Source organism: Kitasatospora sp. NPDC088160 (genome assembly GCF_044741445.1).
In the GTDB taxonomy this organism is placed as follows: domain Bacteria; phylum Actinomycetota; class Actinomycetes; order Streptomycetales; family Streptomycetaceae; genus Kitasatospora.
Genome location: NZ_JBIUSS010000028.1, coordinates 1 through 13,468, shown reverse-complemented (window position 1 = coordinate 13,468; position 13,468 = coordinate 1). Strand labels below are relative to the sequence as shown.

8 protein-coding genes are annotated in these 13,468 nt (G+C 73.8%); 1 reads left to right on the top strand and 7 read right to left on the bottom strand.

The window, feature by feature from the left end; translation table 11 throughout:
* Positions 1 to 308 precede the first annotated feature (308 nt).
* Together ACIOGZ_RS34480 and ACIOGZ_RS34475 are read right to left on the bottom strand one after the other, a co-directional pair.
* Entirely contained in the window at positions 309 to 1,421 is a 1,113-nt protein-coding gene (locus ACIOGZ_RS34480) for a branched-chain amino acid aminotransferase (protein WP_363589460.1), read from the bottom strand.
* Positions 1,422 to 1,667: 246 nt separating this feature from the next.
* On the bottom strand, positions 1,668 to 2,732 hold the full coding sequence (locus tag ACIOGZ_RS34475; RefSeq protein ID WP_363589462.1) for a 3-isopropylmalate dehydrogenase: 1,065 nt from the start codon (positions 2,730 to 2,732) through the stop codon (positions 1,668 to 1,670).
* Between the two features lie 359 nt (positions 2,733 to 3,091).
* Between ACIOGZ_RS34475 and ACIOGZ_RS34470 the strand changes: the two genes are divergently transcribed.
* Complete coding sequence (locus ACIOGZ_RS34470) at positions 3,092 to 5,584, top strand: YfhO family protein (RefSeq protein ID WP_400988853.1); 2,493 nt, start codon at positions 3,092 to 3,094, stop codon at positions 5,582 to 5,584.
* Between the two features lie 144 nt (positions 5,585 to 5,728).
* On the opposite strand, the gene ACIOGZ_RS34465 is transcribed toward ACIOGZ_RS34470, so the two are convergent.
* From ACIOGZ_RS34465 to ilvN, 5 genes are all read right to left on the bottom strand, one after another.
* Positions 5,729 to 9,064 (bottom strand): S8 family serine peptidase, encoded by a 3,336-nt coding sequence (locus ACIOGZ_RS34465; RefSeq protein WP_400988851.1) that lies wholly within the window; start codon positions 9,062 to 9,064, stop codon positions 5,729 to 5,731.
* 295 nt (positions 9,065 to 9,359) lie between these two features.
* Positions 9,360 to 9,521: a hypothetical protein gene (locus ACIOGZ_RS34460; protein ID WP_350887612.1), complete on the bottom strand. Its 162-nt coding sequence runs from the start codon at positions 9,519 to 9,521 to the stop codon at positions 9,360 to 9,362.
* 282 nt (positions 9,522 to 9,803) lie between these two features.
* A complete protein-coding gene (serA, locus tag ACIOGZ_RS34455; protein WP_363378782.1) occupies positions 9,804 to 11,393 on the bottom strand; it encodes a phosphoglycerate dehydrogenase in 1,590 nt (529 codons plus the stop codon).
* Between the two features lie 237 nt (positions 11,394 to 11,630).
* Positions 11,631 to 12,629, bottom strand: coding sequence for a ketol-acid reductoisomerase (gene ilvC, locus ACIOGZ_RS34450; RefSeq protein ID WP_063347727.1), 999 nt, complete (start codon positions 12,627 to 12,629; stop codon positions 11,631 to 11,633).
* A 115-nt stretch (positions 12,630 to 12,744) separates the two neighbouring features.
* Positions 12,745 to 13,269 carry an acetolactate synthase small subunit gene (gene ilvN, locus ACIOGZ_RS34445; RefSeq protein WP_030302941.1) on the bottom strand — a complete coding sequence of 175 codons (525 nt, stop codon included), beginning with the start codon at positions 13,267 to 13,269 and terminating at the stop codon, positions 12,745 to 12,747.
* Positions 13,270 to 13,468 lie beyond the last annotated feature (199 nt).

Here is a 13,468-nt window from a genome sequence, read left to right as displayed (position 1 = left end):
GCATCCCGCGCGCGGCTCCGGTGTCCCCGAGCCCCTTGTGGGGGCTCCCGGCCGGTCCGGAGGCTGTGTTGATCGGGGCGATGCCCGAAAAACGAAAAAACCCCTCGCGGGTGCGAGAGGTCTGCGCGCGGGTCTGGACGCTGGTGGTCGCTCCGCATCGGGTCCTGCGGGAGCGGTCACTGCGGACCGGCGCGCCTGCTGTTAATAATCAGCGACAGCGAGGACACGTTCGCAGTCTGGCACACGTCCCGGCATCCGGCCCGCCCGTCTCGCGATGCGAAACGGGCCAGGCCGGAGCGGGCGCCGCCTCAGACGATCTTGTGCAGCCAGCCGTGGGTGTCGGGGGTCTGGCCGCCCTGGATGGCCAGCAGGGCCCGGCGCAGCTCCATCGTGGTCGGGCCGGGCTCGCCGGTGCCGACCGTCCAGTCGGCGGCGGCCGACTTGACCGAGCCGACCGGGGTGATGACGGCGGCGGTGCCGCAGGCGAACACCTCGGTGAGGGTGCCGTCCGCGTTGGCCTGCTGCCACTCGTCGGTGGAGATCCTCCGCTCCTCGACGGCGTAGCCGAGGTCGGTGGCGAGCTGGAGCAGCGAGTCGCGGGTGATGCCGGGCAGCAGGGCGCCGGACAGCTCGGGGGTGACGATCTTCGCGTCCTTGCCCTCGCCGAAGACGAAGTACAGGTTCATGCCGCCCATCTCCTCGATCCACCGGTGCTCGGCGGCGTCGAGCCAGACGACCTGGTCGCAGCCCTTCTCGGCGGCCTGGGCCTGGGCGATCAGCGAAGCGGCGTAGTTGCCGGCGCACTTGGCGGCGCCGGTGCCGCCGGGAGCGGCCCGGACGTACTCCTTGGACAGCCACACCGAGACCGGCTTGACGCCGCCCGGGAAGTAGGCGCCGGCCGGCGAGGCGATGATCATGAACAGGTAGGAGTTCGCCGGGCGGACACCCAGACCGACCTCGGTGGCGAACATGAACGGACGCAGGTACAGGCTCTGCTCGGGCTCGTTCGGCACCCACGCCTGGTCCTGCTGGACCAGCAGCTCGACGGCCTCGACGAAGGTCTCCACCGGCAGCTCCGGCATCGCCAGCCGGCGGGCCGAGGCCTGGAAGCGGGCCGCGTTGGCCTCCGGGCGGAAGCTCGCGATGGAGCCGTCGGCCTGGCGGTAGGCCTTGAGGCCCTCGAAGATCGACTGGCCGTAGTGCAGGGTCATGTTCGCCGGGTCGACCTCCAGCGGCGCGTACGGCGCCAGCTGGGCGTCGTGCCAGCCCACGCCCTCGGTCCAGCGGATGGTGACCATGTGGTCGGTGAAGACCCGGCCGAAGCCGGGGTTGGTCAGCCGGGCCTCGCGCTCCGCGGTGGGCAGCGGGTGGGCGGAAGGCTTGAGGTCGAACGTGATGGGCGCCTGGGTGGGCGTGCTCATGGCTGTTTCCTTCACCGTGGGGTAGGTCCGGGCCGCCACCGCCGGGTGCCCGCCGCGGCCAACCAGCACCGGAACGAACGCACAACGGCACGACCCACTGTCGATACTCGCATCCAGAGGGCCGTGCCGAACAGCTGCCCGCTCCTTGGGGAGCTGCAAGCTGCGGTTATGTGGTGCGGCCCGCCGGGCCGCGACCGTTGTCGGCCCCGGCCCGTGGGCCGGAGTCCGTCAAGCGGATCCGGCCCGTCAGCCGGCTACTCGGGTGACCAGCGCGTCGCCGACCTCGGAGGTGCTGCGGGTGCCGGTGCGCTCGGCCAGGTCCGCCGCGACGGCGGCCTCCACCCGGGCGGCCTCGGCGGCGAAGCCCAGGTGCTCCAGCAGCATGGCGACCGACAGCACGGTGGCCGTCGGGTCGGCCTTGCCCTGGCCCGCGATGTCCGGCGCCGAACCGTGCACCGGCTCGAACATCGACGGGAACTCGCCGCCCGGGTTGATGTTGCCGCTCGCGGCCAGGCCGATCCCGCCGGTGACGGCGGCGGCCAGGTCGGTCAGGATGTCGCCGAACAGGTTGTCGGTGACGATGACGTCGAAACGCTCCGGCTGGGTGACGAAGAAGATCGTCGCCGCGTCGACGTGCAGGTAGTCGGTGGTGACCTCCGGGAACTCCCGGCCGACCTCCGCGAAGATCCGCGACCACAGGTGCCCGGCGTGCACCAGCACGTTGTTCTTGTGCACCAGCGTCAGCTTCTTGCGCGGACGCGCCTGGGCCCGGCGGTAGGCGTCGCGCACCACGCGCTCGATGCCGAACGCGGTGTTCAGGCTGACCTCGGTGGCCACCTCCTGCGGCGTCCCGGTGCGCAGCGAGCCGCCGTTGCCGACGTACGGGCCCTCGGTGCCCTCGCGGACCACCACGAAGTCGATGGCTCGTCGTGTCGGAGACGCGCCGTCGGACTCAGTGCCGGCCAGCGGGGACTTCACCCCGGGGAACAGGCGGCCCGGACGCAGGTTGATGTGGTGGTCGAAGGCGAACCGCAGCTTCAGCAGCAGCCCCCGCTCCAGCACGCCCGACGGCACGCTCGGGTCGCCGATGGCGCCCAGCAGGATCGCGTCGTGCGACTTCAGCTCGGCCAGCACGCTGTCCGGCAGGGTCTCCCCGGTCCGGTGGTAGCGCCGGGCGCCGAGGTCGTACTCGGTGGTCTCCAGCTTCACCTCGGCGGGAAGCACGGCACCCAGGACCTTGAGACCTTCGGCCACCACTTCCTGGCCGATGCCGTCACCCGGGACAACTGCGAGACGAATCGTGCGAGACATGCTCGGACCCTACTCCGGTGTCCCAGGGGCTGACACCCGGCGTCCACCATTCGGACGTCCGGGCATGGAACGTTGTCTGACGGGTGGAGAAGACCAGGCCACCGAAGAGCAGCTCGGTGTGGGGCGGGAGATCCCGTAGCCGATCCAGGTCGTCCGCGGTGTAGCCGGTAGCCGGAGGGCGCAGCCACCCCGGCATCGCAAGGTCGGGTTCCCTTACCACGGGGCACCATCGCAGGCCGATCCGCCGGGCTGCCACCTCATCACCCCTACGAGGGAGCGCGGGGGGCCGGGTCCGCGCGGGGAGCGCGCTTAGGGTGACGGGGTCCGGCAATCCCTCGCGGAAACGGGGTCGAGCAGCAATGGGCGTGCGGCGGCGGGAGGTGCTGGTCTGCGGGAGCGCGGCCGGGCTGGCGGCGGGCGGGTACGCGCTCGCGGTAGGGCTGCGCGGGGCGTGGCCGACGGGGGCGGGCGAGGCCGCCCTGCCGTACCACGCCCACCTGTGGGACCTGATGCACGGGCGGGCCGCCGGGGACCTCCTGTTCAACTGGAACAGCGGCTACGGCGTCCCGTTCCTCGCCGACTTCTTCGCCTACCTGATGAACCCGTTCTCCTGGGCGACCGCCCTCCTCCCCCGCGACCAGGGCCGGTTCGCGCTCCTCCTGGTCACCCTCGCCACCATCGGCCTCGGCACCGCCCTGATGGCCCACCTGCTCGGCCGGCTGCACGCCGGCCCGCACTGGCTGCGGGCGCTCGCCGCCGTCGGGTACGGGCTCTGCGCCTGGGTGCTCGACGTCGGCGGGGCGGCGCCGATGTGGCTCTGGGGCCTGGTCTCGCTGCCGCTGCTCGGCCTGGCCGCCGACTGGTGCCTGCGCGAGCGGCGCTGGGTGGCCGGCTCGCTGTGCGTCACCCTCGCCTGGGCCGGCAACCTGTACACCGCCGCGCTGGCCACCCTGATGGCCGGGCTGCTGCTGGCCGTCCGCCTGTTCGCCACCCCGCGGCCGTTGCGCCACCGGGTCCGGGTCGCCGGGCGGGCCTTCACCATGGCCACCACCGGCGTCCTGCTCGCCTCGCCCGTGCTGTTCGTCGCCGTCCGGGCCGCGCACGGCGCCCAGCCGGAGTCCCCGGTGCAGCCGCTCGGCCCGTCCGGGCTCGGCGGGCACCTCGCGCAGTTGCTGCCCGCCACCCACGGCGGGCGGCCGCTGCCGGACGTCGCGATCGGCCTGCTGGGGCTGCTGCTGGTGTGCGGGCTGCCGTTCAACCGGCGGGTGCGGGTGCGGGAGCGGGCGGTCTGGTGCGGGGCGCTGGTGCTGGTGGTGCTCAGCTTCGTCTGGACCCCGACCGTGGTGGTCTGGCACGGTCTGGCGATCCCGGCCGGCGGGCCGTACCGGGTCGCGTTCGCGCTCAGCGGCCTGCTGGTGCTGGCCGGTTGGGTGTCGCTGGCGCACCGGCCGGACCGGCTCACCCTGCTGGGCGGCGCCGCCGTGGTCGCGGTGATCGCCGCGCTGGCGGCGGGCCGGCACTCGGTCCGCGCCTCCACCTGGACACTGCTGGCCGTCGGCGGGGTCGTCCTGCTCGCCGCGCTCTGGACCCTCGACCGCCGGCACACCGACCGCCGGGCCACCGCCCTGGCGACCTGGGTGCTGGCCGGCGCGGTGCTCGGCAACTCCGTCTGGTCCGGGTACGCGGCGCTCGCCGCCGCCCCGGCCGACACCGCCTCCGCCAGCGCCGTCCGGGCCGGGTACGCGGCGGTGCGCGACGGCGCCGCGTGGCCCCGGGGCCGCAGCGACCCCGGCCCGCACGCCTTCACCACCAACGATCCGCTGCTGCTCGACGGCCAGGGCGGCGGCTACTTCAGCGGCTACCTGCCGACCGTCGCCGCCCTGCTGCTGCACGACCTCGGCGCGGGCTGGACGGCGGGCGGGCGGCAGACCGCCAGCGTCACCGATCCGGTCGGGCAGGCCCTGTTCGCCGTCCGCTCCCACCTCGACGACGGGCCGCCCCCGGCCGGCTTCACCCCCGGGCGGGCCGCCGCACCGCCGCTGGTCACCGTGCTGCCGCCCGGCGCCCGGCCGGACACCTCCTCGGTCTGGTCCCGGCAGGAGTCACTGCTCGGCAGCCGGGTGTACGAGGCCCCGCTGCCCGTCCCGGCCGGCGGCCCGGCGCCCACCCTGCACGGCACCAGCGGCTGGTCGCTGCCCGGCGGCGCCGAGGGCACCGTCCTCACCGCGGCCTGCACCCCCGGCGGCACGGCCTACTTCCACGGCGTCTGGTACCGGGGCACGGTCAGCGGTCTCGGCACCACCTACCGCAGCGACGGCGAACAGCCCACCACCGCCGTCGCGATCCACCGGCTGGGGCCGGTCCCCGCCGACGGGACGGTCCGGGTGACCCTGCGCTCCGACACGGTCGGCCAGATCCCGGCCCGCCCGATCGGCTGCCTGCGGCCCGGCGCCCTGGACGACGCCGTCGCCCGTCTCACCGCCACCGGCGCGACCGGCGTGGCGGCCGGCGGGCACACCCTCGCCGCGACCCTCCCGTCCGGCTCCACCGGCACCGCGCTGCTGTCCGTCCCGGCCGCCGAGGGCTGGACCTGCGCGGCGGGCGGCGGCCGGTACGTCCCGCCGACGCCCGTCCTGGGCATGATCGGCGTCCCGCTCGGCGCCGGCGCCGACCGCATCGCCTGCTCCTTCCGCCCGCCCGGTCTCACCGAGGGCCTCACCGTCAGCTCCGCCACCGCCGCCGCCCTCGCCCTGGTCGCCGTCTTCACCCGTTTCTCCCGCCGCCCGGCCCGCGCACCCCGCCGCACCCGTCGGCTCGCCGCCCGGGCCGCCCAGGCCACTGACCAGGGCTGAGGCGACCAGGCCTGAAGCAACCGGGACGAACCCTGCCGGGCACGGCAGACGGCCGTCGGCACCACGGAGCCCCGTCACCGAGGCGCGGCACAACGCACGGGGGCGGCCCGCCAGGTCGGCGGGCCGCCCCTCGGGCAGGTGCGGTCAGGGGAGGGTGATCACCTGGCTCCGGTGGGCGGCGGGGTTGAGGTGGTGGAGCAGGAGCAGGCGGGAGGTGTCGCCGGGGGTGCGGTGGATGTCGAGGACGGTGCCGGGCCGGACCGGGGTGGCGAGGGCCGCGGGGCCGCCGAGGCCGGCACGGATGTCGACGGCGGGGTGCAGGACGTCGAGGGCCAGGACGGGGCGGGTGCCGCGCAGGCCGATGGCGGAGTAGGACTCGGCCGGGTCGGGTGTGCCGGGGGCGACGGTGCTGGTCCAGACGCCGTAGTGGACGGTGCTGTGGCCTTCCCGGACGCCCGGGAGCGCGCTCAGCCGGACGGGGAGGACGAGGGCGTCACCGTCCAGCAGGGCGGTGTCGGTATCGCCCCAGTGGCCGTTCAGCGGCTGGACGTCGAGTTCGGCGCCGGTTCGGGCGTCGAGGGCGCGGGAGACCAGGACGTCGCTGCCGCGCAGCCGGTCGGCTTCGAGGATGACGTCGGTGGCGCCGTCGCCGTCGGTGTCCAGGGAGACCCGGACGCCGTAGAGCCCGACCGGGGTGGCGGCCGGGGCCCAGAGCTGGGCGCCCACGTAGAGCAGGTCGGAGCTGGTGGCGGCACCGACGACCCGCAGGTTGGCGGCCCGGTCGCCGGGCTGCTGGACGCAGACGTCCTGCGGGGGGTCGGCCGGCTCGGCTCCGTCGTCGGGCCGGATGCCGGCCCCGGGCCCGACGGCGGCTTCGCTGTCGGGCGGGCAGTCGGCCCAGCGGATGCCTTCGCCGCCGAGGGTGAGGGCGGTGACGAGTCCGGGCCGGTTGCCGGGGGCGGCGCTGCCGCCGAGCATCAGGACGGTGCCGTCCCGGGTGGTGCGGGCGGCGGCGGTGGCGGTGAGGTCGGTGGCCGGGCGCGGGGCGGCGAGGACGGGGACGCGCAGTTGGGGCAGGGCCGGGTCGGTGACGGGGGTGAGCAGGACGCGGCCGGAGAGTTCGGCGCGGTAGCTGCGGGCCTTGCCGTCCTGCACGGTGTCGATGGTGGGGTCGGGGGCCCGGCCCAGTTCCCCGGGGACGGCGAGGGTGACGTGCACCCGCGCGGTGCCGCCGGCCGGGACGTCGACCTGGTCCGGCGTCACCTCGAAGGTGGCGCCGGGCAGTTCGGTGGCCGCCGCGTAGCCGGTGCGGTAGCTCAGCGGCCGGTCCGCGTGGTTGCGCACCTCGATGTCGCGGCCGAGGGCGGTCGGCCCGGCGATCTCGACCGGCCCGTAGGAGACGCCGACGCTGCCTTCGGCCGCTCCGTCGCCGGCCGCGTAGGCGACGACGGGGGTGTGGACGGCCCGGTCGACCTGGGCGCGGCCGGCGCCGGTGCGCTCGGGGCCGTAGACCGGTCCGCCGTGGTCGTCGCCGAGCCAGGTGTCGACGGCGGTGTTCATGAGCGCGGCCTTGAGCTGTTCGACCGGCCAGTCGCGGTGGGCGGCGCGGACGAGGGCGGCGAGGCCGGTGATGTGCGGGGTGGCCATCGAGGTGCCGTCCTCGCGCTGGCCGCCGCTGCCGCTGCCGACGAGGGCGGACCAGATGGTCTCGCCGGGGGCGGCGAGGTCGGGTTTGACGATGCCGGGGACGCCGATGCCGCGGGAGGAGAAGTCGGTGAGGGTGTCGGTGCGGGCGGGCTGGTTCTGGGAGACGGAACCGTGCAGCGGGTTGCCGGGGGCGGCGAGGCGGACCTCGACCGGCCCGGCCGCGGCGGCCTGCCGGAGCCGTTCGCCGTCGGCGTGGGCGAGCAGGGCGGCCGGGATGCGGTCGTTGCCGGAGATCTCGGCGAGGTGGTCGGTGTCGGCGGCGTAGAGGGCGCCGATCGCACCGGCGTCGGCGGCGTGGTCGGCGCGGGGGCCGGAGTTGCAGGCCCGTTCGGAGTCGCGGGTGCGCCAGGTGAGGACGGCGATCTTCCCGGCGAGCCGCTGCCGGTCGGCTTCGCTGTAGGCGACGCAGCCGTCGGACTGGTCGGCGGGCAGGGCGAGTTGGCCGCTGACGTCGGCGCTGGACCAGCCCTGGTAGCGCTCGCTCCAGTGGGCCGGGACGACACCGGCCAGGTCGGCGGGGGCGAGCACGGTGAGGCCGTCGGTGTCGCTGTGCTGGTCGACGGAGGCGGCGACGGTGACGGCCCGGGCGGCGGTGCCGGGGCTGCCGCCGATGCCGTAGACGTCGCCGTCGTTGCCGGCGGCGGCGACCACGACGGTGCCGAGGGCGGCGAGCCGGTCGACGGCGAGGGCGTCGGTGTCGTCGGGGCTGCCGAAGCGGCTGCCGAGGGAGAGGTTGACGACGTCGAGGCGGTCCCCGAGGTCGCCGTCGCCGTTGGGGTCGGCGGCGAGGTCGAGGGCCTGGGCGAGCCGGTCGGTGGAGCCGTCGCAGCCGAAGACCCGGATCGCGTACAGCTGGGCGCCGGGGGCGGCGCCGGGGCCGACCTTGAACCCGGCGGGGTCGAGTCCGGGCCGGTAGGGGCCGGTGTACGGGTGGCCGTCGGCGGTGACGCCGTAGCCGGCGGCGGTGCCGGCGACGTGGGTGCCGTGCCCGTTGCGGTCGCAGTCGATCGGATTGTCGCTGGGGTGCGGGACGGGCTGGTGGTGCGGGGAGGACGGGTCGGGGTCGTAGTCGTCGCCGACCAGGTCCTTGCCGCCGATCACCTTGGCGTTGGGGAACAGGTCGGGCGGGGCGGGCTTGCCGCGTTCGACGGAGCGGAAGGCGGCCTCGGTGCCGGGGCCGCCGAAGTCGGCGTGGGTGTAGTCGATGCCGCTGTCGATGATCCCGATCCGCACCCCCTGGCCGGTGTTGCCGTCGCCGGTGGCACCGGCCCAGACCTGCGGGGCGCCGATCAGCGGGACGGAGTAGGCGTTGTCCCGCTGCTTGCGGACGATCGGGTGGACGGCCCGGACGCCGGGCAGCGCGCGCAGGGCGGGCAGCCGGTCGGCGGGCGCGTTGACGGCGAGGCCGGTGATCAGGGTGCGGGTGCGGTAGAGCTCGCCGGCGGTGGGCACCGCCCGGTGGACGGCCGCGGCAAGCCGGTCGAGGGCTTCGCCGGCCCTGGCCCGCTGGGCGGCGCCGGCGTCCGAGGCCTCCCGGCGGGCGGCCTCCGGGGAACGCTGGGCCCGCCGGGCCCCGTCGGCGGCGCGCCGCCAGGCGGGCCCGGCCGGCTCGGTGCCGAGTTCGAGCAGGACGGAGGCCGTTCGGCCGGCCCTCGACGGCTCCGTCGGGGGCCCGCCGGAGGCCGGGGTGGCGGCGAGCGCCGCGCTCCCGGCCAGCAGGGCCAGGGTGAGTCCGATCCGGGTGATGGGTCGGCGGACGGATGGCAGACGCACTGGGCCCTCTTCCCCCGGCAGGGGGACTGATCCGCACACCGTGTCGCTGACGCCCGCCCGCGCGAACGTCGATCACCCTTCCGGGGGCCCCAAATTAGGATGATCGCGCCGACGAGCGCGAGCAACTTCCCTCGGACGGACGCCGGTTGCACTCGACCGGGTGACCTGACGGCAGCCCGAGCGGCCTATTCGGCGGATGAACGGCCGGGCCGGCGGCGGGCCGGCGAAGCCGCGGGGGCGCCGCCCGACAACACCTGACGGACAGACCGCCGACGACGCCCGCCGGCGGTTCCCGTCAGAGGTGCCCGGTCGAGCCGCCGTTGTCGCGGCGGTCCAGCGCCCGCTGCAGGGCGGCGGCGGCGAAGGGGTTCCGTTCGGCGGCCCGGCGACGGCGCGGGGCGCGGACGGGGGTGGCGGCGGGGGTGGGGGTGGCGTGGCGGTCGGCAGTGAGGGGCATACCGGGCTCCTTGGAAGCGGCGCCCCGAAGAGGGCGCGGGAGGGGGAGGGGTACGCGCGGGGGCAGGGATCGCCTGCCCGTGAAGGCGCACGCGGACACGGGCCGAACGCCCTGTCTACAGGGTCGGCACGCCGTATCGCCCTTCCACGGTACGACCGGGCCCGGGCCGTGTCTGCACGAATACTTGGATTTCCTAGTATCTGAGACGGGAGCCACCCGGGGGAACGCAGCGGGGCCCGGATTGCCGGCGAACGGCGGTCCGGGCCCCGGGGGGCGTCGGGCTCAGGCGCCCAGGTCGACCGAGCGGGCGAAGCGGGCGCCGATCTCGGCGGCGATCGCCGACAGCACGTCCTGCGGGATCTGGCTGTCCACGGTGATGGAGGCGAGCGCGCCGCCGCCGTCGCGGGCGACCTGCATGCCGGCGATGTTGATGCCGGCGTCGCCGAGGTGGCGGCCGAGCACGCCGACCACGCCGGGGCGGTCCTCGTACTTGAAGAAGGCCATGTGGTCGGTGAGCGCGACGTCCACGTCGAAGGCGTCCACGCCGACGATCTTCTGGGTCTGCTTCGGGCCGGCCAGGGTGCCGGAGATGGCGATCTCCTCGCCGTTCGCGAGCGTGCCGCGGACGGTGATCACGTTGCGGTGCTCGGCGCTCTCGCTGGAGGTGGTCAGGCGGACCTCGACGCCGCGCTCCTGGGCGAACAGCGGGGCGTTGACGTAGGACACCGTCTCCGCCACCACGTCCTCGAACACGCCCTTCAGCGCGGACAGTTCGAGCACCTTCACGTCGTGCTGGGTGATCTCGCCGCGGACCTCGACGTCGAGCCGGACGGCGACCTCGCCGGCCAGCGCGGTGAAGATCCGGCCGAGCTTCTCGGCCAGCGGCAGGCCCGGGCGCACGTCCTCGGCGATCACGCCGCCCTGGACGTTGACGGCGTCCGGCACCAGTTCGCCGGCCAGCGCCAGGCGCACCGACTTGGCGACGGCGATGCCGGCCTTCTCCTGCGCCTCGTCGGTGGAGGCGCCCAGGTGCGGGGTGGCGACCACGTTGTCGAAGCCGAACAGCGGGGAGTCGGTGCACGGCTCCTTGGCGTACACGTCCAGGCCGGCGCCGGCCACCCGGCCGTCGCGCAGGGCGTTGGCGAGCGCCTCCTCGTCCACGATGCCGCCGCGGGCGGCGTTGACGATGCGCACGGTCGGCTTGACCTTGTGCAGCGCCTCGTCGCCGATCAGGCCGATGGTCTCGGGGGTCTTGGGGAGGTGGACGGTGATGAAGTCCGAGACCTCCAGCAGCTCCTCCAGGGTGACCAGCTTGACGCCCATCTGGGCGGCGCGGGCGGCCTGGATGTAGGGGTCGTACGCGACGATCTTCATGCCGAACGCGGACATCCGCTGGGCGACCAGGACGCCGATCCGGCCGAGGCCGACGACGCCGAGGGTCTTCTCGCTCAGCTCGACGCCGGTGTACTTGTTGCGCTTCCACTCGCCCTGCTTGAGCGCGGCGTTGGCTGGCGCGATGTTGCGGGCGACGGAGATCAGCAGGCCGCAGGCGAGTTCGGCGGCGGTGACGATGTTGGAGGTCGGCGCGTTCACGACCATCACGCCGGCCTTGGTGGCGGCGGCGACGTCCACGTTGTCCAGGCCGACCCCGGCCCGGGCGACCACCTTGAGCTTGCGGGCGACGGCCAGCGCCTCCGCGTCGACCTTGGTGGCGGAGCGGATCAGGATCGCGTCGACGTCGGCGATCGCGCCGAGCAGCTCGGTGCGGTCGGCGCCGTTGCAGTGGCGGATCTCGAAGTCGGGGCCGAGGGCGTCGACGGTGGCGGGCGACAGCTCTTCGGCGATCAGGACGACGGCGGTTTTGGATGTCACAGTGCTCACGACAGTGTGTCCTTAACTCTGCGGTTCTCCCCGGCACGTGGGTGGCGTGGACGGCGGGGGGAAGGTGGCATGCCGCGTAGGTAGACGCACGACGCTGTGGGCCTGACGCGCACTCGGAGTGTATCGACGGGCTGGGTACCAGGCTGCTCCCGTCCGGCGAAATCACCCGGACGAGAGCAGCCTACTTGTACAAGGAAGTTACAAAATCGGGCAGAGCCCGAGGCCGGTTCAGGCCTTGTCGTCGACCCAGCTCATCAGCGAGCGCAGCTTCTTGCCGGTGGTCTCCAGCAGGTGGTCCTCGTCGGCCTTCTTGTACTCGTTGTACTTGGGCAGACCGGCCTTGTACTCGGCGATCCAGGTGTTGGCGAAGGTGCCGTCCTGGATCTCGGCGAGGACCTTCCGCATCTCGGCCTTGGTGGCGTCGGTGATGATCCGCGGGCCGGTGACGTAGTCGCCCCACTCGGCGGTCTCGGAGACCGACCAGCGCATCTTCTCCAGGCCGCCCTCGTACATCAGGTCGACGATGAGCTTCAGCTCGTGCAGGCACTCGAAGTAGGCGATCTCCGGCTGGTAACCGGCCTCGACCAGGGTCTCGAAACCGGCCTTCACCAGGGCGGCGGTGCCACCGCAGAGGACGGCCTGCTCACCGAACAGGTCGGTCTCGGTCTCCTCGGTGAAGGTGGTCTTGATGACGCCGGCCTTGGTGGCGCCCAGGCCCTTGGCGTAGGACAGCGCCAGGTCGAAGGCCTTGCCGGAGGCGTCCTGCTCGACGGCGACGATCGCGGGGACGCCGCGGCCCTCCTCGTACTGGCGGCGGACCAGGTGGCCCGGGCCCTTCGGGGCGACCATGCAGACGTCGACGTCCGCCGGGGGCTTGATGAAGCCGAAGCGGATGTTCAGGCCGTGGCCGAAGAACAGGGCGTCGCCGGCCTTCAGGTGCGGGGCGATGTCGGCCTCGTAGACGTCGGCCTGGATCGGGTCCGGCACCAGGATCATGATGACGTCGGCCTCGGCCGCGGCCTCGGCCGGGGTGACGACGCGCAGGCCGGCCTCCTCCGCCTTGGCACGGGACTTGGACTCCGGCTTCAGGCCGACCCGGACGTCGGCGCCGGAGTCGCGCAGGGACAGCGCGTGGGCGTGGCCCTGGCTGCCGTAGCCGATGACCGCGACCTTGCGGCCCTGGATGATGGACAGGTCGGCGTCGTCTTCGTAGAACAGCTCGGCCACGGGGGCACATCTCCTTGCGTGATGGTTGCCGGGTACGCGCTCTCTACGGTAGGCGTACCGGCGGGGGTGTGGGGCGGTGCTTCAGGGTGTGAGACGGTCGGCGTCTCGGGGGTGCTCAGGCGCTGCGGTCGAGGGCGCGCAACGAGCGGTCCGTGATCGAACGGGCGCCGCGCCCGATGGCGACCAGGCCGGACTGGACCAACTCCTTGATGCCGTAAGGCTCCAGCATCCGGAGCATGGCCTCCAGCTTGTCCGAGCTTCCGGTGGCCTCGATGGTCACCGCGTCCGGGGACACGTCGACGGTCTTGGCACGGAACAGCTGGACGATCTCGACGATCTGCGACCGGGTCTCGTTGTCGGCGCGGACCTTCACCAGGACCAGTTCCCGCTGGATCGCAGCGGATTGGTCGAGTTCGACGATCTTTATCACGTTCACGAGCTTGTTGAGCTGCTTGGTGACCTGTTCCAGCGGGAGGTCCTCGACGTTGACCACGATGGTCATCCGGGACACGTCCGGATGCTCGGTCGGGCCGACGGCGAGGGAGTCGATGTTGAAGCCCCGACGGGAGAACAGGGCGGCGATGCGGGCGAGCACGCCGGGCTTGTTCTCGACCAGGACGGAGAGGGTGTGCTTGGACATGGGGTTCCTCAGGCGCTCTGGAGTTGAAGGGGGGGCGTTAGTCGAGGTCGTCGCCGAAGTCGGGGCGGATGCCCTTGGCGAACTGGATCTCGTCGTTGCTGGTGCCGGCCGCGACCATCGGCCAGACCATGGCGTCCTGGTGGACGATGAAGTCGATGACGACCGGGCGGTCGTTGATCTCCATGGCCTGCTTGATGAC